The organism is Xanthomonas floridensis, assembly GCF_001642575.1.
Lineage (GTDB): Bacteria > Pseudomonadota > Gammaproteobacteria > Xanthomonadales > Xanthomonadaceae > Xanthomonas > Xanthomonas floridensis.
The window spans coordinates 74,545-97,392 of sequence record NZ_LXNG01000058.1 but is presented as its reverse complement, the minus strand read 5'-3'; the positions used below and the strand labels follow the sequence as shown (position 1 = coordinate 97,392).

The 22,848-nt window shown below is 65.8% G+C and carries 15 protein-coding genes and 2 pseudogenes; 8 read left to right on the top strand and 9 right to left on the bottom strand.

Annotated elements, in window-relative coordinates:
* Positions 1–172: 172 nt before the first annotated feature.
* The 6 genes from A7D17_RS22025 (at position 173) to A7D17_RS22000 (ending at position 12,501) form a co-directional block, all read left to right on the top strand.
* Entirely contained in the window at positions 173–2,608 is a 2,436-nt protein-coding gene (locus tag A7D17_RS22025) for a TonB-dependent receptor plug domain-containing protein (RefSeq protein WP_064511072.1), read from the top strand.
* Positions 2,609–2,966: 358 nt separating this feature from the next.
* A complete protein-coding gene (gene otsB, locus A7D17_RS22020; protein ID WP_064511071.1) occupies positions 2,967–3,725 on the top strand; it encodes a trehalose-phosphatase in 759 nt (252 codons plus the stop codon).
* A 47-nt stretch (positions 3,726–3,772) separates the two neighbouring features.
* Entirely contained in the window at positions 3,773–5,551 is a 1,779-nt protein-coding gene (locus tag A7D17_RS22015) for a glycoside hydrolase family 15 protein (RefSeq protein ID WP_064511070.1), read from the top strand.
* Positions 5,548–6,915 (top strand): alpha,alpha-trehalose-phosphate synthase (UDP-forming), encoded by a 1,368-nt coding sequence (gene otsA / locus A7D17_RS22010; RefSeq protein WP_064511069.1) that lies wholly within the window; start codon positions 5,548–5,550, stop codon positions 6,913–6,915. The genes A7D17_RS22015 and otsA overlap by 4 nt, the downstream gene beginning before the upstream one ends.
* Positions 6,916–7,409: 494 nt before the next feature.
* Positions 7,410–9,845 (top strand): membrane-bound PQQ-dependent dehydrogenase, glucose/quinate/shikimate family, encoded by a 2,436-nt coding sequence (locus A7D17_RS22005; RefSeq protein ID WP_193395387.1) that lies wholly within the window; start codon positions 7,410–7,412, stop codon positions 9,843–9,845.
* A 793-nt stretch (positions 9,846–10,638) separates the two neighbouring features.
* On the top strand, positions 10,639–12,501 hold the full coding sequence (locus tag A7D17_RS22000; protein WP_064511067.1) for a methyl-accepting chemotaxis protein: 1,863 nt from the start codon (positions 10,639–10,641) through the stop codon (positions 12,499–12,501).
* A gap of 369 nt (positions 12,502–12,870) precedes the next feature.
* On the opposite strand, the gene A7D17_RS21995 is transcribed toward A7D17_RS22000, so the two are convergent.
* From A7D17_RS21995 to rluD, 4 genes are read right to left on the bottom strand one after another with little or no spacing between them, the layout of a single operon-like run.
* The gene (locus tag A7D17_RS21995; protein WP_064511066.1) at positions 12,871–13,305 is read right to left on the bottom strand and encodes a thiol-disulfide oxidoreductase DCC family protein; all 435 of its coding nucleotides are present in this window, start codon (positions 13,303–13,305) and stop codon (positions 12,871–12,873) included.
* On the bottom strand, positions 13,292–13,798 hold the full coding sequence (locus tag A7D17_RS21990; RefSeq protein ID WP_064511121.1) for a DUF4166 domain-containing protein: 507 nt from the start codon (positions 13,796–13,798) through the stop codon (positions 13,292–13,294). The genes A7D17_RS21995 and A7D17_RS21990 overlap by 14 nt, the downstream gene beginning before the upstream one ends.
* 20 nt (positions 13,799–13,818) lie before the next feature.
* Entirely contained in the window at positions 13,819–14,634 is an 816-nt protein-coding gene (gene pgeF, locus A7D17_RS21985) for a peptidoglycan editing factor PgeF (RefSeq protein ID WP_064511065.1), read from the bottom strand.
* A gap of 1 nt (position 14,635) precedes the next feature.
* The gene (rluD, locus tag A7D17_RS21980) at positions 14,636–15,631 is read right to left on the bottom strand and encodes a 23S rRNA pseudouridine(1911/1915/1917) synthase RluD (RefSeq protein WP_064511064.1); all 996 of its coding nucleotides are present in this window, start codon (positions 15,629–15,631) and stop codon (positions 14,636–14,638) included.
* A 120-nt stretch (positions 15,632–15,751) separates the two neighbouring features.
* Between rluD and A7D17_RS21975 the strand changes: the two genes are divergently transcribed.
* Both A7D17_RS21975 and A7D17_RS21970 read left to right on the top strand, forming a co-directional pair.
* The gene (locus A7D17_RS21975; protein WP_064511063.1) at positions 15,752–16,633 is read left to right on the top strand and encodes an outer membrane protein assembly factor BamD; all 882 of its coding nucleotides are present in this window, start codon (positions 15,752–15,754) and stop codon (positions 16,631–16,633) included.
* A 326-nt stretch (positions 16,634–16,959) separates the two neighbouring features.
* Positions 16,960–17,944: pseudogene (locus tag A7D17_RS21970) on the top strand (hypothetical protein).
* Here A7D17_RS21970 and A7D17_RS21965 read toward each other — a convergent pair.
* The 5 genes and pseudogenes from A7D17_RS21965 to sucC form a co-directional block, all read right to left on the bottom strand.
* A complete protein-coding gene (locus A7D17_RS21965; protein ID WP_064511062.1) occupies positions 17,929–19,569 on the bottom strand; it encodes an NAD+ synthase in 1,641 nt (546 codons plus the stop codon). The pseudogene A7D17_RS21970 and the gene A7D17_RS21965 sit on opposite strands and share 16 nt — an antisense overlap.
* A gap of 22 nt (positions 19,570–19,591) precedes the next feature.
* Positions 19,592–19,963, bottom strand: a complete 372-nt coding sequence (locus A7D17_RS21960) for an endonuclease domain-containing protein (protein ID WP_064511061.1) — start codon at positions 19,961–19,963, stop codon at positions 19,592–19,594.
* A gap of 64 nt (positions 19,964–20,027) precedes the next feature.
* Positions 20,028–20,311: pseudogene (locus A7D17_RS24685) on the bottom strand (hypothetical protein); the annotation flags it as partial.
* 297 nt (positions 20,312–20,608) lie between these two features.
* Positions 20,609–21,484 (bottom strand): succinate--CoA ligase subunit alpha, encoded by an 876-nt coding sequence (gene sucD, locus A7D17_RS21950; RefSeq protein ID WP_029220455.1) that lies wholly within the window; start codon positions 21,482–21,484, stop codon positions 20,609–20,611.
* A 24-nt stretch (positions 21,485–21,508) separates the two neighbouring features.
* Positions 21,509–22,678, bottom strand: a complete 1,170-nt coding sequence (gene sucC, locus A7D17_RS21945; protein WP_064511059.1) for an ADP-forming succinate--CoA ligase subunit beta — start codon at positions 22,676–22,678, stop codon at positions 21,509–21,511.
* Between the last annotated feature and the right edge of the window lie 170 nt (positions 22,679–22,848).

Below are 22,848 nucleotides of genomic sequence, written 5' to 3'. Positions count from 1 at the left end.
GTTCCGGACATCAGCTGATGCCGGTGTGCGCGCACTGTGCCATCTCGCACAGGCCTGAACAACGCGATAATATCTCTCCATCCGGATGAATGTGGACAATCCGCCCCCAGCGCCTAGCCCGGCCGGATCCCGGGCAAGTGGCGCCTCGCAGTTGCAGTGCAGGAGAAACAGCATGACCCGCCCCACCCTTTCGGTGATCGGCCTGGCCGTGGCCACGGTGTTGAGCGCCGGCGCACAGGCCCAGCAAGCCGATGCCGGCGCCACCACCCTGGACACCGTCATCGTCACCGGCACCCGTGCCAGCGACCGTACCGTGCTGGAATCGACCGTGCCGGTGGACGTGCTCACCGCTGAAGACATCCGCAAGGCCGGGGTGGTCAATGGTGAGCTGGGCAGCGCGCTGCAGGCGCTGCTGCCCTCGTTCAATTTCCCGCGCCAATCCAACTCCGGCGGCGCCGACCATATCCGCGCCGCGCAGCTGCGCGGGCTCTCGCCCGACCAGGTGCTGGTGCTGGTCAACGGCAAGCGCCGCCACACCTCGGCGCTGGTCAATACCGACAGCAAGATCGGCAAGGGCACCACGCCGGTGGACTTCAATTCCATCCCGATCAACGCGATCAAGCGCATCGAAGTGCTGCGCGACGGCGCGGGCGCGCAATACGGCTCCGATGCCATTGCCGGCGTCATCAACGTGATCCTGGACGACAACCCCGAGCGCGGCGAGCTGGAAGCCAGCTTCGGCGCCTACAACACCGATGTAGAGCCGATCAATCGCCGCGTCACCGATGGCCAGACCAGCTACGCCAGCGCCAAGGTCGGCACGCTGCTCGGCGACGACGGCGGCTTCTTCAAGGTGGGCCTGGAGCTGAAGAACCGCGAAGCGACCAACCGCGCCGGCTTCGACCAGATTCCGCCATTCGAAGAGCAGACCCCGGCCAACCTCGCCTTGGCCGGCCGGCGCAACTACGTGCTCGGCGATGGCGCCACCAAGGGCTTGAACGCCTGGCTCAACACCAAGATTCCTTTCAGCGCCACCGGCGAGTTCTACGCCTTCGCCACCTACAACCAGCGCGATACCGAGGGCGCCAACTACTTCCGTTACCCGGACAGCAGCGCCAACTGGCGCGAGCTCTACCCCAACGGCTACCGGCCGATTTCCGAAGGCGAGAACCGTGACCTGCAGGCAGTGGCCGGCGCACGCGGGCAATGGGGTAATTGGGATTACGACGCCAGCGTCAACTATGGCCGCAACGACTTCACCTATCGGCTGCGCAATTCGCTCAACGCCTCGCTGGGGCCGACCAGCACCACGCGCTTCAAGACCGGCGATTTTGCCTTCGCGCAGACCGTGGGCAACATTGATCTGACCCGCGTCTTCGCTGCCGCCGGTGCCAGCCACACCTTTGGCACCGGTGCCGAATTCCGCCGCGAGCAGTACCGCACCCACGCCGGCGACCCGGCCAGCTACGCGGCCGGCCCGTTCACCGACCGCCCCACCGGCTCGCAGGCCGGCGGCGGGCTCACCCCGCAGGACGAGGCCGACCTGTCGCGCAATGTCGCCAGCGCCTACGCCAACGTTTCCAGCCAGTTCGGCGACAAATTCTCCACCGACCTGGCCGGCCGCTACGAGCATTACCAGGACTTCGGCAGCCAATGGACCGGCAAGCTGGCCGCGCGCTACGCGTTCGCCCCGGCGTTCGCACTGCGTGGCGCCATCTCCAACAACGTACGCGCGCCCTCGCTCAGCCAGATCGGCTACGAAGCCACCTCCACCGGTTACGACGCCGCCGGCCGGCTGACCCAGGGCCGCCTGCTGTCGGTCAACAACGCGATCGCACGCGCGCTTGGCGCCACCGACCTGAAGCCGGAAAAGTCGGTCAATTACAGCCTGGGCTTCACCAGCCAGTTGGGCGACCACTTCGACCTGTCGCTGGATTTCTTCCAGATCGACATCGACGACCGCATTGCGTTGTCCGAAGACATCACCGGCGATGCATTGACCAGTTTCGTGCAGCAGAACTTCGGCGTGGCCGGCGTGCAGAGCGCCAGCTACTTCCTCAACGCTGCCGACACCCGTACCCGCGGCGCCGAGCTGGTGGCCAACTGGCGCCAGTACGCCTTCGGCGGCGACCTGCTGCTGACCGGCACTTACAGCTACGCCAAGACCGAGCTGGAAAACATCATCGCAACGCCGGCGCAGGTGCTCGCACTGAACCCCGACTACGTGCTGTTCGGCGTGGAAGAGAGCAATACGCTCACCGATGCCGCACCGCGCACGCGCGCCGCGCTGGCGGCCAACTGGAGCAACCAACGCTGGAATCTGCAGACCCGCGTGAACCGCTATGGCAGCGCTACCCGCGTGTTCGACTTCGGCGGCGGCTTCGTGCCGCGCCAGACCTACAGCGCCGAATGGCAGCTGGACCTGGAAGCCGAATACCACCTGGGCACGCAGTGGACGCTGGCCATCGGCGGGCAGAACATCCTGGACAACTACTCGGACCGCTCCATCGACGACATTGCCTACTTCGGCAACCTGCCCTACGACGTGCTGTCGCCGATCGGCAGCAACGGCGCTTACTGGTATGGGCGGGTGCGGTATACGTTTTGAGCCGGGATTCGGGATTCGGGATTGGCAGAGCAGCATTACTGCGAATCCCCGACCCACCACCCCCAATCCCGAATCCCGAATCCCGAATACTAGATTCGCCTTGCCGGCACGACGACATCGTCCAGGCAATCGACAGTTGTCGGGATTGGAGATTCGAGATTGGCAGGTGTGGCCCTGCCATGCATACCCGGTGCCCAAGGCAGTAGTGGAACTGACTGCCAGGGCCATGGCGCATGCCAGCAAAGGGTTCGGGGTTGGGGATAGCACGCCCTGCGTTGCCACCAATCCCCAATCCCGGCTTCCCAGTCCCCGCCGTTCCATAACCTGAATCTCACACCGCTTTGCGCACACTGCCCTGATGGCAGACGTGCACTCCCCCCTTCCGTCGCCGCCATTGCTGGACGATGCCTGCGCATTGTTCCTGGACGTGGACGGCACCCTGATCGACTTTGCCGACAGCCCCGAGGCGGTGCGGCTACTGCCTGAGGTGCGTGCGGCCATCGGCCGCCTCAGCGTGCGCCTCGATGGCGCCATCGCCCTGGTCAGCGGGCGGCCGCTGGCACAGCTGGACGCCCTGTTCGCTCCGCTGATCCTCCCGGCCGCCGGCCTGCACGGCCACGAGCTGCGCAGCGACACCGCGGCGCGCACAGCGATGCCGCAGGACACGTCCGAGTGGCTGCATGGCCTGCATCAACGCGCTGCCGCGCTCACTCATCGGCATCCCGGCGTGCTGGTCGAAGACAAGGGCGTCAGCGTGGCGCTGCATTGGCGCGCGCAGCCGCTGGCGGGCCCCGACGTGCTGGCCTTCGCGCAGGACGAAATCGCCCAGCTCTCCGGTTACCGCCTGCAGCCGGGCGATCATGTCGTGGAGTTCGTGCCCGAAGGCAGCAACAAGGGCCTGGCGGTAGAACAGCTGATGCAGCACGGCGCCTTCGCCGGCCGTACCCCGGTGTTCGTGGGCGACGATCTCACAGACGAATTCGGTTTCGAGGCTGCCAACCGGCTCGGCGGCTGGAGCGTGCTGGTGGGCGACCGTGCCCAGACCAGCGCGCGCTATCGCGTACCAGGCACGGCCGCCGTGCATGCGTGGCTGCAACAGAACGCGCGCGGCGCCTGAGCGCCCTCCCTCCCCTTTTTGTCATCGCATAGGATTGTTGGTACTTCATGACCGAGCCAAACCTGGATCTGGGCGTCATCGGCAACTGCAGCTTCGGCGCATTGGTGGATCGGCAGGCACGCGTGGTGTGGAGCTGCCTGCCCGCCTTCGATGGCGACCCCGCCTTTTGTTCGCTGCTGTCGCCCAAGACCGAGGGCGGCGACTTCGCCGTGGAACTGGAGGATTTCGTCAGCAGCGAGCAGCACTACCTGCCCAATACCGCGGTGCTGCGCACGGTCCTGCGCGACAGCAAGGGCGGCGAAGTCGAGGTGATCGATTTCGCACCGCGCTGGCGCAATAACGGCCGCTTCTACCGGCCGGTGAGCATCATCCGCCAGATCCGCCCGTTGGCCGGCAACCCGCGCATCATCGTGCGTGCGCGCCCGCTGGCCGACTGGGGTGGCCGCACACCTGAGACTACCTGGGGCAGCAACCACATCCGCTGGGTGTTGCCGGAATTCACCCTGCGCCTGACCACCGACGTGCCGGTGCGCTTCGTGCGCGACGGTCTGCCGTTCGTGCTCAGCCACCCGGTCAGCCTGGTGCTGGGCGTGGACGAATCGCTGACCCGCTCGCTCACCGGCTATGTGCAGGAAGCGCAGGAGCGCACCGAAGAATACTGGCGCGAGTGGGTGCGGTATCTGTCGATCCCGCTGGACTGGCAGGAAGCGGTGATCCGCAGCGCGATCACGCTCAAGCTGTGCCAGTACGAAGACAGTGGCGCGATTATTGCCGCGATGACCACCTCGATTCCGGAAGCGCCCAACACCCCGCGCAACTGGGATTACCGCTATTGCTGGCTGCGCGATGCGGCCTTCGTGGTGCGCGCGCTCAATCGCCTGGGCGCCACGCGCACGATGGAGCAGTTCATCGGCTACATCTTCAACATCGCCACCACCGACGGCACCATGCAGCCGCTGTACGGCATCGGTTTCGAATCGCAGCTGGAAGAACACGAAGTCGACACCATGGCCGGCTACCGCGGCATGGGTCCGGTGCGGCGCGGCAACCTGGCCTGGATCCAGCAACAGCACGATGTCTACGGCAGCGTGGTGCTGGCATCCACACAGCTGTTCTTCGACCTGCGCCTGAAGGATCAGGGTGACGCAGACACCTTCCGTCGCCTGGAGCCGCTGGGCGAACGCGCCTACGCGCTGCACAACGTGCCCGATGCCGGCCTGTGGGAATTCCGCGGCCGCGCCGAGGTGCATACCTATACCGCGGCGATGTGCTGGGCGGCCTGCGACCGCCTGTCAAAGATCGCCGAGCGGCTGGTGTTGCCCGAGCGCAGCAGCTACTGGCGCGAGCGTGCCGACAGCATCCGCGAGCGCGTGTTGAACGAGGCCTGGAGCGAACAACACGGCCACTTCACCGACACGCTGGGCGGTCACCGCCTGGATGCCTCGCTGTTGCTGCTGGCCGATATCGGCATCGTGGATGCCGACGACAGCCGCTTCGTGCGCACGGTCGAAGCGGTGGGCCGCGTACTCAAGCATGGCGATGCGCTCTACCGCTACATCGCGCCAGACGACTTCGGCGAGCCGGAGACCAGCTTCACCATCTGCACGTTCTGGTACATCGATGCGCTGGCGTCCATCGGCCGCAAGGACGAGGCGCGTGAATTGTTCGAGCGCATTCTCTCGCGCCGCAATCACCTGGGCTTGCTGTCCGAAGACCTATCGTTCGAGGACGGCGAAGCCTGGGGCAATTTCCCGCAGACCTATTCGCACGTCGGTTTGATCATCGCAGCGATGCGCTTGTCGCGGAGCTGGCAGGAGGCATCATGAGTCGTTTGGTGGTGGTATCCAATCGCGTCGCAGTGCCGGGCGAAACCCGGGCCGGCGGCCTGGCGGTGGGGTTGCTGGCCGCGCTCAAGGAGCGCGGCGGCATGTGGTTCGGCTGGAGCGGCAAGACCGCACGCGGCGACAGCGGCAGCATGCACGAACAAACCGAAGGCGACATCACCTTCGTCACCATGGACCTCAACAAGCGCGACATCGATTCGTACTACAACGGTTTTGCCAACCGCACGTTGTGGCCACTGCTGCACTTCCGACTGGATCTGGTCGATTACGACCGCGCCAAGCGCGAAGGCTATCTGCGCGTCAATCGCCTGTTCGCAGAAAAACTCGCGCCGCTGCTGAAAGACAGCGATACCTTGTGGATCCACGACTACCACATGATTCCACTGGGCGCGATGCTGCGCGAGTTGGGCGTGGGCTGCAAGATGGGTTTCTTCCTGCACGTGCCGATGCCTTCGGCCGATCTGGTGCAGGCAATGCCCGATCACGCGCGCTTGTTCAGCACGTTCTATGCGTATGACCTGGTGGGCTTCCAGACCCAGCGCGATGCCGAACGCTTCAAGGCCTATGTGCGCCTGTTCGGCGGCGGCCGCATTCTGGAAGGCGATCAGGTTGAAGGGCCGGGCGGGCGGCGGTTTACTGCGGCATCGTTCCCCATCGGTATCGACACCGATCTGATTGCCAACCAGGCAAAGGCCGCCGTCAGCAAGCAGGCGGTGCGCGACTTGCGCGAGAGTCTGCGCGGACGGCAGCTCGCCATCGGTGTTGATCGGCTGGATTATTCCAAGGGCCTGCCGGAACGCTTCCAGGGCTTCGAGCGCTATCTGGAGCGCTATCCGGATCAATCCGGCAGCCTGACCTATCTGCAGATCGCGCCGGTGTCGCGCGGCGATGTCACCGAATATCGGCAATTGCGCGGCCAGCTGGAACAGATCGCCGGCCATATCAATGGCGGGCATGCGGGGCCGGACTGGACCCCGCTGCGCTACGTCAACCAGAACTTCAGCCACGCAACGTTGACCGGTTTCTATCGTGCCGCATCGGTGGGCCTGGTGACGCCACTGCGCGATGGCATGAATCTGGTGGCCAAGGAATTCGTGGCTGCGCAGGACCCGGAAAATCCCGGCGTGCTGGTGCTGTCGTTGCTGGCCGGCGCGGCCGACGAAATGAAGGAAGCACTGCTGGTCAATCCGCACGATCTGGACGGCGTGGCCGATGCAATCGCAACCGCAGCCAGCATGCCATTGGCCAGCCGCATCGAACGCTGGCACGCCATGATGGACCACCTGCGCAAGAACACGATCGGTCACTGGCGCCAGCGGTATCTGCAGGCACTCGCCGATCTCTGAGCCAAAGTGCAAGTCACGCTTGCAGCAGCCCTTCCCCGTGTTCGTTTGAAGACGATGTTGCGGGATAAAAGAGAGCAGCCGGCTCGCAGATCACCTTGGAACGACATTTCAAGGGCTTGTAACAGCGCCACAGCCCCCTGCCCTGGCTGAAAGACTGCGCCTTGAGCCCCGCCCCGTCCTGGGCGCAGTGACGCTTAACCGCTGGCGTGCGCTGTTAGCCGTTCAGTCCTGCGTGTTTTGCGTGCCCGGAACGAGCCGCCTGGAACGGTGGTTCCTACTCCATCACGGACGCGACAGGAGGAAGGGTCTAAAATATCGCCATGATTAGCGCTGAGGACCCTGGGAGGGGCTGCGCGTTCATATCCAGGTCGCCGGCAGTCTTTGCCACCGAACGACCTTTCTCCCTCCACGACTTGTCGCCCGCTGCGGCCCCAAGTCCTTCCTGACATCTCAAAATGACTGATCAATCCTCAAAACGTGGGCTAGGCACCTGGTTGCTGGTGGCCTATGCAGTGGTGATCGCCGTGCTCGGTGCGGTGCTCGCCTACGAAGGTGGGCGCCTGGTGGCCGTCGGTGGTTCCTGGTACTACCTGCTGGCCGGTATCGCGTTGCTGCTGGCGGGCGTGCTGCTCGCGGCGGGCAAGCGCGCGGGCCTGTGGCTGTTCGGCGCCACCCTGGCCGCCACCATTGCCTGGGCACTGTGGGAAGTAGGCCTGGATGGCTGGGGTCTGGTCCCGCGTCTGGCCTGGATCTCGGTACTGGGCCTGGTGCTGCTGCCGTTCTGGGGCGTGGCGCGTCGCCGCATGCAGCCCCTGTCCGGTGCCGGCTATGTGGTGGTCGCCGGCGTGCTGCCGGTGCTGGGCGCAGCCTTGATCCTGTGGCCGTTGTTCGTGCCACGCAATGTCGAACTGGCGGATGCGTCCAAGCAGGCCGTCACTCCCGCCGCCTTCAGCCGCGCCATCGTGCCCAGCCCGGACGGCAACATGGCGGCCAACCACGATGCCAGTAACTGGACTGCGTATGCCGGCTCCAACCTGTCCAACCACTACACCCCGGGCGCGCAGATCACCCCGGAGAACGTGAAGAACCTGAAGATCGCCTGGGAATTCCACACCGGTGACTTGAAGCCGGCTGGCTCCAAGCTGGGCTACGCCTTCCAGAACACCCCGCTCAAGGTCGGCGACCTGCTCTACATCTGCACGCCCACCCAGAAAGTGATCGCGGTGGAAGCGGCCAACGGCAAGGAGCGCTGGCGCTTCGACCCGCAGACCAACCCCAAGGCAATGGCCGGTGTGGCCGCCACCACCTGCCGTGGCGTGTCGTACTACCAGGCGCCGGAAGGCACCGCCGAGTGCCCGACGCGGATCTTCTGGCCGATGGTCGATGGCCGCCTCGGCGCGCTGGACGCGCAGACCGGCAAGCTGTGCACCAGCTTCGGCAACAACGGCTATGTGGACCTCAATGCCGGCACCGGCAATACCAAGCCGGGCTTCGTCGGCCCGACCTCGCCGCCGGTGGTGATGCGTGGTGTGGTGATCCAGCCGACCGGCCAGGTGCGCGATGGTCAGGAAGGCGATGCGCCGTCGGGCGTAGTGCGCGGCTTCGATGCGCTCACCGGCCAGCTGCGCTGGGCCTGGGACCTGGGCAACCCGGCGATCACCGCCGAGCCGCCGGCCGGCCAGACCTATACCCGCTCCACCCCGAACGTGTGGTCGCTGATGGCCGCCGACGATGAGCTGGGCCTGGTCTATCTGCCCACCGGCAATGCCTCCGGCGATTTCTTCGGCAAGGGCCGTACCCCGCAGGACGAGGAATACACCGCATCGCTCGTTGCCGTGGATGCGGCCACCGGCAAGGAGCGTTGGCACTTCCGCACCGTCAACCACGACCTGTGGGATTACGACATCGGTCCGCAGCCGAACCTGGTCGATTGGCCGGTGGCCGGTGGCGGCACCCGCCCTGCCGTGATCCAGGCCACCAAGTCCGGCCAGGTATTCGTGCTGGATCGCGCCACCGGCGCACCCTTGATGCCGGTCAAGCAGATCCCGGTGCCGCAGGGCACCGATCATGGCGACTGGACTGCGGCCACCCAGCCGGTCTCGCCGGGCATGCCAAATACCGTGGGCGCGCCGAGCCGCGAAGTGGAGACCATCATCGAATCCGATGCCTGGGGCATGACCCCGTTCGACCAGCTGGCCTGCCGCATCCAGTTCAAGCAGCTGCGCTACGAAGGCATGTTCACCCCGCCGACGCTGCAGGGCTCGCTGGCCTTCACCGGCAACCATGGCGGCATCAACTGGGGCGGCGTGTCGGTCGACCTGCAACGCGGCATCATGGTGATGAACAGCAATCGCCTGCCCTACACCTTGCAGGTCTATACCCGCGAGAAAATGAACGAGCTGGGCGTGGTCTCGGTATTCGACGGCAAGAGCAAGACCCCCGGCTACATGGCGCAGAAGGGCCTGGCCTACGGCGCCCGCAAGGAGCCGTGGATGTCGCCGCTCAATACGCCGTGCGTGGCACCGCCGTGGGGCTACATCTCCGGCGTGGATCTGCGCACCCAGCAGGTGCTGTGGCGCCGTCCGCTGGGCACCGGCTACGACCAGGGTCCGATGGGCATCCCGTCCAAGACCAAGTTCGAGATCGGCACGCCCAACAATAGCGGCTCGCTGGCCACCGCCGGCGGCGTGACCTTCATCGGCGCGAGCCTGGACGACTTCATGCGCGGCTTCGACACCCGCACCGGCAAGCAGGTCTGGGAGACCCGCGTCCCCGCAGGCCCGCAGGCCGCGCCGATGAGCTACACCATCGATGGCAAGCAGTACATCGTGGCTGCCGTCGGTGGGCATGACCGCATGGAAACCAAGTCGGGCGACAGCGTGATCGCATGGACGTTGCCGGATGACGCACAGGCGACGCCGGCGAAATAATGCTGCCCGGCCAGTGAAGTAACCGATCAAACCGGTCGTCGCGAGACGGCCGGTTTTTTTTGTGGCTGCAGCAAGGGGGTAAGTACTGGGCGACGCCTGGCCACCTGACAGCGCTGCCCCAGCGTCCGCGGAGCCGCAGCCATACGGCGCGCTGCTGACAGCAGGCCGATGCCGGCGGCACCACACATTGATGCGCGCGGCAATGACCTACCGGGAGCAGTTGCAGTTCCCCCGCTCCGTCGAAAGACCTCTCCCTAACGCACGCTATCTTCGCTTGCGCTGGTTAAACCGAATCACCTCCATGCCGCGCACAGCGAGCGCGGCCGCAATACCTGACTGCACCCGCCGGTTTCTGGCTGCCCCGTTCAGAGCCGCGCTCGTCGTGCAGCGGCCAGCCTCGATGCGAGCTGGCACAGATGGCGCAACGACACCCTTTCCTGGATTCACACGCACCGTCATGGCCGCTGCCCGGATGACCATGGCCGTGCTGCCTGGAGCAAAGGGACGCCGATGCGGCTCGACCTGCACAGTGGTCGCGCGCCCGCCTTTCATCACATGGAATTTACATTTATCGCCACTGTTTGATGAATGGCATGCATGGCGAACACGCCGGCGCGCGCACTGAAACCGCTTCCAAATCAACTACATCCGCTTTTTTGCCAGCCCGCCTGCCACGTTCCGATAAACGGTGCATTCACACCATCATGATTCGGCCTCAGCCGCCGATACCCCATTGCAGCCCACCCCTACGGCGCAGCGATCTCCCCTCCAGAACACCAGTTGGACTCAGCCTATGTTGCCTTCACACGATGCCGCCCCTGTTTCCCGCCCGCCGCCGGGCGCAAACGTTGCGCGTAGCGCCTGGACCGCATGGCTGCCCGCCGCCGGCCAGATCGGGCTGCTGGCCTTGCTGACGGTCTATGCCGCCACGCTGGTGCCCGGCGGAGTTGCCGGCGCTTTCGCCAGCTTGTTTCCCGCGCTGCTGGTGCTGGCCGCAGCGAGCGCCGGCCTCTGGTGGTGGATGCGCCGCCGTCACAGCACACAGCTGCAGCAGGCGGTGACTGCCGTCACCGCGATCGGCGAAGGTCGCTTCCAGCGCCTGGACCTGCGCACCGCGGCCGGCGAACTTGCGCCACTGCTGCGTGCCTTGCAGGACACCCAGGACAAGCTGGCCATCCGTATCGATGTGATGGAACAGGGTCTGCGCCACGGGCAATTCGTGATCAAGGCGCTCGACGATCTGGACACCATGATCCGCATCGCCGACGACGACGGCCAGGTGCTGTTCGCCAACCGCAAGCTGCTCGCGATGCTCAAGCTGATTGAGCCGGATGTGCAGAGCTTCCGCCCCAGCTTCCATGCCGAAGGCTTCGTCGGTGGCAGCATCGGCGACATCTATCCCGACAGCCAGGCCGCGATCGACCGCATGCGCGCGTTGAACGCGTCCAAGGCGGTACGTGCGCCGTTCTTCGGCCGCCAGATCGACTTCGTCTACAGCCCGATCATCGCCGCCGACGGCACCAAGCTGGGCACCATCGCACAGTGGATGGATGTCACCGCGCAGGTCAACGCCGAGCAGGCGCTGATCCAGATCATCGACGCCGCATCGGCCGGCGACTTCAGCCGCCGCATGCAGGTCGACGGCATGGACGGCGTACTGCTGTCGTTGGCGCAAGGCATCAACCGCATCTACGACTCGGTGGAAACGCATCTGGCCGCGTTGGCGCGCGTGATCGCCGCGATGGCCGAGGGCGACCTCACCCAGCGCGTGGACGGCGATGCGCACGGCATCTTTGCGCGTCTGCGCGATGACACCAACCAGACCGTCGCGCGTCTGACCGAAATCATCGGCGGCATCCAGACCGCCTCCGACACCATTCGCCAGGCCGCGGTGGAAATCGCCGCCGGCAACACCGACCTGTCCGAGCGCACCGAACAGCAGGCCGCCAACCTGGAAGAAACCGCCAGTTCCATGGAGGAACTGACATCCACCGTGAAGCAGAATGCCGATAGCGCATTGCAGGCCAACCGCCTGGTGGTGGGCACCGGCGAAGTCGCCCAGAACGGCGGCCAGGTGATGGACGATGTGGTTGCCACCATGGGCCAGATCAGCACCGCCTCGCGCAAGATCGGCGAGATCATCGGCGTCATCGATGGCATCGCGTTCCAGACCAACATCCTGGCGCTCAACGCCGCGGTGGAAGCGGCGCGCGCCGGCGAACAGGGCCGCGGCTTTGCGGTGGTGGCCTCGGAAGTGCGCGCACTGGCGCGCCGCTCGGCCGACGCCGCCAAGGAGATCAAGACGCTGATCGCCGACTCCACCGACAAGGTCGAACTGGGCTCGGGCCTGGTGCACCGCGCCGGCGCGACCATGCGCGAGATCGTTGGCTCGGTGAAGCATGTCACCGACATCATGAGCGAGATCACCTCCGCCAGCGCCGAGCAATCCAGCGGCATCGAGCAGGTCAACCGTACCGTGGCGCAGCTTGACGAAGTCACCCAGCGCAATGCCGCGCTGGTGGAAGAAGCCACCGCCGCCGCACGCAGCCTGGAAGAACAGGCGGTGGAATTGGCCGATGCGGTGTCGATCTTCCGCCTGCAATCCGACGCCCGCCCCTCCACCGTCGTGCGCGCCAGCTTCCACAACGCAGCGTAGGCCCGGGAAATTGCGCGACTTGTAGGGGCGCACCAGGGCGCGACGGGCTTTCCCGGTAATGCCCGTCTAGCTCAGGCGCGCTCCTATGAACAGCGCATCGGTGCGCCCGATCGCGCTGGGCAATCGCCACCTTGCACGGCCGGCAACGCACGGCGTGGTGAACGCGTTTCGAATTCGCTACATGCGCCAGCGATACCGACGCAGCCATCGCAATACCCGCACCCGTGTCAGGAGCACCCACGGGCGCGATGAGGCTTTCCGGTTACGCCCATCGCGCTCGGGCGCGCTCCTGCGAACAGCGCATCGGCGTGCCCGATCGCGCCGTCCGCACATCAAGACGGAAACTCCCCCCATCCACGCCGCCGTGCGTCAGTCCAGAAACCGCGCGTGCTGCTCGGGTGTGGGCAGCATGCAGTGGTCGCTGCGGCCGAACCAGCGATAGCGATTGCGTGCGATCAGGCGATATCCGATATCGCGCAAACCACGCGGTATCACGCGCAATACCGCCGCCAGCCGCCACAGGCCGCCCAGGCCCGCCAGTACGCGCACGATGGCATCGCTGTCGGTCCATGCGCCGCTGTGGTCCACCAGCAGGAACGACAACGGGTCGTCCGGGTCCAGCCCATGCTGCTGCAACAGCGCGCGCCCGGCCCGGCCCTGCATCGCGGCAAAGCGATAACGCCCGCGTCGATCGTGGCGCAGCAGGAACTTGACCCAGCCATTGCACAGCAGGCACACCCCATCGAACACGATGGTGGCCGGCGCGGTGCGTCTCCCGGCAGTGGATTTGTCAGCGTGGCTCAAGCCATCCCTCGTAGCGAATGAACGGCCCCACCAGCGGCAGGTGCACGTCGACCAGAAACCCGTAGCGGCCGGCATCGGCATGCTCGCGGCAACGCACCTGTTCGAACCAGCGCGCAGGCAGTGGAATCCAGCCGAACGCCCACACGCGTGTGGCCTGCCAATAGAGGGAGCGGGCATCGGCACGCAACGCAAACTCGAACCGTACCGCGCCCAGGTGTTCGCGCAAGGCCGCTCCATCGCGCCACAGCCGCGAATACATCGGCAGACCGGCAAAGCGTCGGTGCCAGCGCTCGCCCTGCGCATCGACCAGGAACTCCACTTCTACCGCCACCGTGCCACTGCGCGGCAACCGGCTCAGCAGCGCCAGCAAGGGCACCAGCACATGCCGGCCGCGCCGGATCTGCGCCTGCCCGGCAAAGGTCTGCCGCTGCTGTACCGAATGCAGCGCGCGCACCGGCGCCGGCAATTGTGCAAACGCCTGCTGCCCCAGCACCTGCGCGAACAAGGGCGTGCTCAGGGCGCGATCCACGCCAGCGTAGCCATGCGTCCGCTACGGCGGTCGCGGCGATGCGAGAAAAAGCGCGCCGGGTCGGAAATGGTGCACAGGCCACCGCCGTGGATCGCATCGGCCCGCAGACCCGCACGCTGCAGGCGCAGCCGCGCCAATGCGTAAAGATCCACGCGCCAGTGCCCCACTCGCGTGGCCACGAATGCGTGCTGCGCCTGTACGTCCTCGTCGACGAAGGCATCGAAGACGTCCTGGCCGATTTCATAGGCCTGCGGTCCCGCGGCCGGGCCAAGCCAGGCCATCAGCTGCGGCGCCGGTGTCTGCATCGCCGCCACGCTGCGCTCCAGCACGCCATCGGCCAGACCGCGCCAACCGGCATGTGCGGCCGCGATCTCGCTGCCATCGACCGCAGCGAGCACGACCGGCAGGCAATCGGCGGTCAGGATCGCCAGGACCCGCCCCGGCACGTCGGTCACGGCGGCATCAGCGGTGGGTTCATGCGAGCCCCGCACACCATCGCCCGCAGTGTCCACCTGTGCGCCGGCGGCTGCCGACAGCGCCTCCAGCCGCACGACATCCACCCCATGCACCTGCCGCAGCCACTGCGGCGGACCGGGCAAGGCCAGCGCCTGCACCAGCAACGCGCGGTTACGCTGCACCCGTTCCGGCGTATCGCCCTCCGGGCTGCTGCGGTTGCCAAGATTGAGTGTGTCGAACGGTGCCTGCGACACGCCCAGGCCATGCCGAAGCGTGGTCAGCGCCCGGATGCGCGGCGGCGCCGGCCAGTCGGCCGGCAGCACGAACGGTGCAGCCACTGCCATGTCAGCGGCGCGCCAATTCGGCCGCGCGTGCGCTGTCCTCGCGCAGCGCGGTCATCAGCCGCTGCAGATCCGCCGGCACCGGCGCGCTCGCACGCACCGGCTCGCCACTGACCGGATGCAGGAATTCCAGCGTCTCGGCGTGCAGCGCCTGGCGCTTGAAGGTGCGCAGCTCATGCACCAGTTCGTCGGTGGCGCCCTTGGGCAGCTTGAGCGCGCCGCCGTACAGCGGGTCGCCGACGATCGGCGACTTCAGATGCGCCATGTGCACGCGGATCTGGTGGGTACGCCCGGTTTCCAGGCGGCATTCCAGCGCGGTATGCGCGCGAAAGCGTTCGCGCAGGCGGTAATGGGTGACCGCATCGCGGCCGTCGTCGCGTACCGCCATCTTCAGGCGATCGCGCGGATGGCGGTCGATCGGCGCATTGGCGGTGCCGCCGGACACCAGCGCCCCGACCACCACCGCCAGATACTGGCGATGCACGTCGCGCGCGGACAGCTGTTCCACCAGCGCGGTCTGCGCCTGCACGGTGCGGGCAACCACCATCACGCCGCTGGTGTCCTTGTCCAGCCGATGCACCACGCCGGCGCGCGGCACCGCCGACAGCGCCGGATCGCGGAACAGCAGCGCGTTGACCAGGGTGCCGTCTGGATTGCCGGCACCCGGATGCACCACCAGACCGGCCGGCTTGTCGATCACCAGCACCTGCTCGTCTTCGTACAACACGTTCAGCGGAATGTCCTGCGGCGCGGCATGGGTCTGGGTTTCCAGCACCACCTGCAGCTGCACGCTCTCTCCGCCGCGCAAGGTGTCGCGCGGGCGCGCCATTTCGCCGTCCAGCAGCGCGTCGCCGGACTTGATCCACTCCGACAGCCGCGAGCGCGAGAATTCGGGGAACAGTTCGGCCAGCACCGCGTCGAAACGCCGTCCTGCGGCGCTGTCGGGCACGACGGCCTGACGGATGGACGGGTCGGTGGGGTCGGCAGAAGGGTCGGACATGGACACAGGTACTCGGGCAAAAACGGGAATTTGAGGGTCCGGGCAGCAGGAGTCAGTCGCCGGACAGGCCACTAGGCTATCATCGCCCTTTCGTTTTCCTGATGCGTCCTGCCCAGACCCATGATCCGACGGTCCACGTTTTCCGCGCCTGCGCGCCTGATTGCCCTCATGCTGGTCATGGCGTTCGTCGTCACCGGCTGCCACCGCGGCGCCAAGGACAAGAATCCCGACGAGGGCATGCCGGTCGAGCAGCTCTACGGCAAGGCCCATGAGCTGATGGAGAAAGGCAACTGGGCTGGCGCCGAAGCCAGCTTCAAGCGCCTGCAGGCCCAGTACCCGTACGGGCCGTACACCGAGCAGGCGATGATCGAAAGCGCCTACGCGCAGTACAAGGCCGGCAAGCACGACGATACCGTGTCCAGCGTCGACCGCTTCATCCGGACCTACCCGACCCATCGCAACATCGCCTACCTGTACTACCTGCGTGGGCTGGCCAACAGCAACCGCGACACGGTGTTCCTGCGCCGGGTGTGGTCGCTGGACCCGAGCCGTCGCGACCTGTCGTCGCCACAGCAGGCCTACAACGACTTCAACACCGTCACCGACCGCTACCCGAACAGCCGCTACGCCGCCGATGCGCGCAAGCGGATGATCGAGCTGCGCGACATCTTCGCCCAGCACGAGCTGGACAACGCGCTGTACTACCTGCGCCGCAATGCCTGGGTGTCGGCTGCCGGCCGCGCCAACTACCTGCTGGAAACCTATCCGCAGAGCGCCTACCAGTACGACGCGGTAGCGGTGCTGGCCGAGGCCTACACGCATCTGGGCAACAAGACCCTGGCCGCCGACGCGCGCCGCGTGCTCGAACTCAACAGCCCGCAGCACCCGTGGCTGAGCGGCAACTGGCCGAAGTACCCCTGGGCCATCCGCAAGCTCAACCCGTTTGCCGGCGAAAAGTCCGCCGCCACCGGGCAGCGCAATGCGCAGATGAATCGCGATTGAGCCATCAGCCGTCGATGTCATGAAAGGGGCCGCAAGGCCCCTTTTTATTGCCGCAGCGCCGGCAGGCGGCGCAACGCGCGGGCCTGATCGGCCTCTCATGGCCGGGATCGCTCTGCATGGCAGTCGCCGTGCACACCATGCGCGGGAATGGAAAGCCTCGTGCGCACCAGGTGCGCAGTGGCGCGGCGTCGTCCGGGCCGGACCGGGCCGGCTTCATGGCGCGTATCCGTATCCGGCGCCAGGTCACCGAACGGTGTGGCAAGGCTTCCTATACTCCTGGCTCGAAGACGCTTCGACATCCTGCCGATGTATGCCAAGGAGGCTGCATGTCTGCTTATAGGGTCCTGTTTGCGCTCAGCCTGCTGGTGGCGATGGTGACCACCCACGCCGCCCCCATCGTCTACGGCGTCAATGCCCACGACAACCGGCCCGCCTACGCCATGACGCAGGCCGAGGCCCGCTTCAAACTCTTGGCCGCGCGCAACCTGCCCAGCTACCGCCTTGATGTGGACCCGCGCGATTAACGCCACCCTCGACGCCCTGGTTCCGCTCGCGCGCAGGTATGGCATCACCCTGCGCCCGATGGTGTACCCGATGTCGCGCGAGATCGGCTATCAGTTGGCCCGCCGTTATGCTGCCGACATCAAGGTCTGGGAGATCGGCAACGAGCAGGATCTGGTGCGTGCCGACGCCGATGCCAGAATCGCGGCGATGACCACGATGTACCAGGGCATGCGGCAGGCATCCAACGAGCTGGGCGCCGGCTTGCGCTTTACCATCAACATCACCGCCTGCAACAGCGACGATCACAGCGCCACCGCGCGCTGCCCCGGCGATCGCAATGGCTCGCTCTGGTTTCTGGCCAGGGCACGGGCGGCCGGCTTCGCCTTCGACCACATCAGCTTCCACTACTACGCCTTCCATCACGATGCGGGCTACTGGACAGACCTGTATCTGGGCCAGCTGCGCGCAGCCGCGCAGACCTACCGCACGCCGGTGTTCTTCAACGAACTCAATTGCGCCGAGGTCTACACCGGCACGGTCAGCGGCGGCACAGAAGGCGACCGCGGCTGTTACGACAGCCTGGCCCAGCTGTTACGCACCGTGCGCGACCACTATGCCGACGTGGTGGCCGAGGTGAACGTCTACGAGCTGCTGGACCAGACCACCATTCCCGGCGTCGAAGGCCACTTCGGCCTGATGTACGACCTGACACGGCCCAAGCCGACGCTGGACCTGCTCACCGGCTTTGCGCAGCCGCCGGCGTCGGCCGGCATGCCGCACGATCAGCCGGCTTACTGGCCCGAATAGCCATTGGTGATCGGGTAGCGCCGCTCGCGCCCGAACGCGCGCCGCGACACCTTGGGGCCCGGCGCAGCCTGGTGACGCTTCCATTCGTTCAGCCGCACCAGCCGCAGCACGTGCTCCACCGTGTCGGCCGCGTATCCGGCAGCGACGATGTCGTCGCGCGACTGCTCCTGATCGACATAGCGGTACAGGATGCCGTCGAGCACGTCGTAGGGCGGCAGCGAATCCTGGTCGGTCTGGTTGTCGCGCAGCTCGGCCGACGGCGGGCGCGAAATCACTGCCGGCGGAATCACCGGCGCACCGCCGACGGTGTTGCGCCATTTCGCCAGGCCGAACACTTCGGTCTTGTAAAGATCCTTGAGCGGGGCGTAGCCACCGCACATATCGCCGTAAATGGTGGCGTAGCCCACCGCGTATTCGCTCTTGTTGCCGGTGGTCAGCAACAGCCCGCCGAACTTGTTGGACAGCGCCATCAAAATTACGCCGCGGCTGCGCGACTGCAGGTTTTCCTCGGTGATGTCCGGCTGGGTTCCTTCGAACATCGGCCCCAGCGCGGCGAGCAGCCCCTCGAACACCGGCGCGATCGCGACCGTTTCCAGCTTCACTCCCAATGCGCGGCACTGCTCATCGGCCAGATCGTTGGACAGGTTCGCCGTGTAGCGCGAGGGCAGCCGCACTGCAGTGACGTTCTCCGCGCCCAGCGCGTCTACCGCCATCGCCAGCACCAGCGCCGAGTCGATCCCGCCCGACAGCCCCAGCCAGACCTTGCCGAAGCCATTCTTGCGGCAATAGTCCTGCAGGCCGCGCACGACTGCACGCCAGGCCAGCGCATCCATGCTTTCGTCGCCATCGTCCACCCACACCACCGGGGTGAAGCTGCGCTCGTCAGCGGCATAGTCCACCACCAGCCACTGGTCCACGAAGGCGGCGGCAGCCGGATGCACGGTGCCATTGCCGTCGGCCACCACCGAGGCGCCGTCGAACACCAGCGCGTCCTGGCCCCCAACCACATTGAGATAGGCGATCGCCGCTCCGCTTTCGCGGGTACGCTCGGCCAGCAATGCATCGCGCTGCGCATGCTTGCCGCGCTCGTACGGCGAGGCATTGGGGACCAGCACCAGCGCGGCGCCGGCCTGCACGGTCTTGGCCAGCGGCTCGGCGAACCACAGGTCCTCGCAGATCACCACGCCCACCTGCACGCCCTTGACCGTGACCACGCAGTTGTCGCCATCCGGATCCACGTCGAAATAGCGGCGCTCGTCGAAGACCGCGTAATTGGGCAGCTCGCGCTTGCGGTAGGTGGCCTCGATCCGGCCATCACGCAGCACGCTGGCGGCGTTGTACACCACGCTGCCGGCGCTCTGTGGCCAACCCACCACCGCCACGATGCCGCGCGTGGCCGCCGCGATCCGCGCCAGCGCCTGCTCGCAATGGGCCAGAAAACCCGGCCGCAGCAACAGGTCTTCCGGCGGATAACCGCTGATCGTCAGCTCGGGAAACAGCACGATGTCGGCATCGAACTCGTCGCGCGCAGCCGCAATGAACGCGATGATGCGATCGGTATTTTTTGCCACCGCCCCAACCGGGAAGTCGAACTGGGCCATGGCGATGCGGAGGGTCTGGGACATATCGGCAACCTTTTGCAGATTCCTACCGAACGCCGGAAGGAGGAAGAGACAAGCGGGCAACGCACAGCCGTTGCGCAATCGCGTCGCAGACAGCGTCGGTGCGCACCAGCACCTCATTATTCCAGAAGCGCAGCAACTGGAAGCCCTTGCGGTGCAGGAAAGCCTCGCGCGTGGCATCGGAGGGCGCATCCAGATGTTGGCTACCGTCTAGTTCCACGATCAGCGTGCATTCCAGGCAAGCAAAATCGGCGACATACGGGCCGACCGGACACTGCCTGCGGAACTTGAAGCCCAGCAAGCGCCGATCACGCAGGCGAGACCAAAGCAAACGCTCGGCGGCAGTCATCTCGCGCCGCAGGATTTTTGCAAAACGGATCTTTTCACCGGTGCGCATCGGGAGCTCCCAGGTCTGGGGAGCTCACAGCTTGGTGTGGCGGGCCGCTGCCCGCTATCGGCTGCGGCCGTTGCGGGGTGTAAGGAAAGCTACCCTCACCCCTGCCCCTCTCCCGCAAGCGGGAGAGGGGGAATCCAAGGCGAAAGGCAGACGGTGGATCAGTGTGCGTCTGATCCTCTGCTTCTGCTCCCGCTTCTGTTGCCCCTCCTGCTACTGCTGCTCCTGCTCCTGCTCCTGCTCCTGCTCCTGCTGTTCCTGCTGCTCCTGCTGCTCCTGCTGCTCCTGCTGCTCCTGCTGCTCCTGCTGCTCCTGCTGCTTCTGCTGCTTCTGCTGCTTCTGCTGCTTCTGCTGCTTCTGCTGCTTCTGCTGCTTCTGCTGCTTCTGCTGCTTCTGCTGCTTCTGCTGCTTCTGCTGCTTCTGCTGCTTCTGCTGCTTCTGATGCTTCTGATGCTCCTGATGCTCCTGATGCTGCACAGCTGCAGCTCCTATCACTACGACACTCACACCTCCACTTACCACTCCCTTCTCCCGCCTGCGGGAGAAGGTGCCCGAAGGGCGGATGAGGGCAAGCTCCCAAGCACCAACAAAAAAGGCCGCCCGAAGGCGGCCTCTCTGGACGCTTGCACGCTTGCGCGCGCGGCGTACTTACTTCACCAGCGCAGCAATCGCCGCACCCAGATCGCCCGGCGAACGGACGGTCTTGACGCCGGCAGCTTCCATCGCCGCGAACTTGCCTTCGGCGGTGCCCTTGCCGCCCGATGCGATCGCACCGGCGTGGCCCATGCGCTTGCCGGCCGGAGCCGAGGCACCGGCGATGAAGCCGACCACCGGCTTCTTGACGTGGTTCTTGATGTACTCGGCGCCGGCTTCCTCGGCGTCGCCACCGATTTCGCCGACCATGATGATGCCTTCGGTCTGCGGGTCTTCGTTGAACAGCTTGAGGCAGTCGACGAAGTTCAGGCCGTTGATCGGGTCGCCACCGATACCGATGCAGGTGCTCTGGCCCAGGCCCACTTCGGTGGTCTGCTTGACCGCTTCATAGGTCAGGGTGCCCGAACGCGACACGATGCCGATCTTGCCCGGCTTGTGGATGTGGCCCGGCATGATGCCGATCTTGCACTCGCCCGGGGTGATCACGCCGGGGCAGTTCGGCCCGATCAGCACGGTGTCCGGATGCGAACGGGTCAGCACGTTCTTGACGCGCAGCATGTCCAGCACCGGGATGCCTTCGGTGATGCAGACGATGACCTTGATGCCGGCCGCAGCCGCTTCCAGGATCGCGTCGGCCGCATACGGCGGCGGCACGTAGATCACCGACGCATCGGCGCCGGTGCTCTGCACGGCATCGGCCACGGTGTTGAACACCGGCAGATCGATATGCGTGGTGCCGCCCTTGCCCGGCGTCACGCCGCCGACGACCTGGGTGCCGTACTCGATCATCTGAGTGGCGTGGAAGGTGCCCTGCTGGCCGGTGAAGCCCTGCACGATCACCTTGGTGTTCTTGTTAATCAAAACGGACATGGATAGTTCCTTCGGTGTCGTGGATCAGGCGGCGTTCTTGACAGCTTCGACGACCTTCTTGGCACCGTCGTTGATGTTGTCGGCCGGGATGATGGCCATGCCGCTGTCGCGCAGCAGCTGCTTGCCTTCTTCCACATTGGTGCCTTCCAGGCGCACCACGACCGGAACCTTGACGCCCACTTCCTTGACCGCGGCAATGATGCCCTCGGCGATCATGTCGCAGCGAACGATGCCGCCGAAGATGTTGACGAAGATGCCTTCGACCTTGTCCGAGGACAGGATCAGCTTGAACGCTTCGATGACGCGCTGCTTGTTCGCACCGCCGCCCACGTCCAGGAAGTTCGCCGGCTCGCCGCCATTGAGCTTGATGACGTCCATGGTGGCCATGGCCAGGCCGGCGCCGTTGACCATGCAACCGATGTTGCCGTCCATGGTGACGTAGTTGATGTCCAGCTCCGACGCGGTCACTTCGGTCTCGTCTTCCTGCGTCTTGTCGCGCATGGCGACCAGCTGCTTCTGACGGAACGCGGCGTTGTCGTCGCTGTCGAACTTGCCGTCCAGCGCATACAGGTTGCCGTCGTCCAGGATCGCCAGCGGGTTGATTTCAACCAGCGCCAGGTCCTTTTCGTTGAACAGGCGGTACAGGTTCACCATGATGCTGGCGAACTGGCCGGCCTGCTTGGCATTGAGGCCGAGCTTGAAGCCGAAATCGCGACCGTGGTAGCCCTGCACGCCTTCGACGAAATCAACGTTGAGCGAGTGGATCAGCTCCGGCGTTTCGGCGGCAACCTGCTCGATCTCCACGCCGCCTTCGGACGAGGCGATATAGGTGATGGTCTTGGTGCCGCGGTCGACCAGGATCGACAGGTACAGTTCCTTGACGATCTCACCGGCCGTGGTCACCAGCACCAGGTTGATCGGCAGCTCGACGCCGGCGGTCTGGTAGGTGGACATCTTGGTGCCGAGCATCTTGGCCGCTGCGGCCTTCACGTCGTCGGTGGTCTTGCAGAACTTGACGCCGCCAGCCTTGCCGCGGCCGCCCGCGTGGATCTGCGCTTTCACCATCCAGGGGCCCTTGCCCAGGGAATTGGCGACTTCAACCGCTTCGTCCGGGGTCGCCGCGACCTTGCCGGCCGGAACGGGGATGCCGTACTCGGCAAGCAGCTGTTTTGACTGGTATTCGTGGAAATTCATGCGTCACCGTGGGAAAAGGAAACGACCGCTGCGTGCAACGCAGACCGCCGGGGCGGCACGTCATGGGACGCGAACGGGCCGCCTATTGTGGCCGACCACGCCCCGCGGCGCAAAATTGGCCGGGATTGGCCGCCCCGTCGCCAGGCTTGCGCGCCGCCCGACACTGTGCG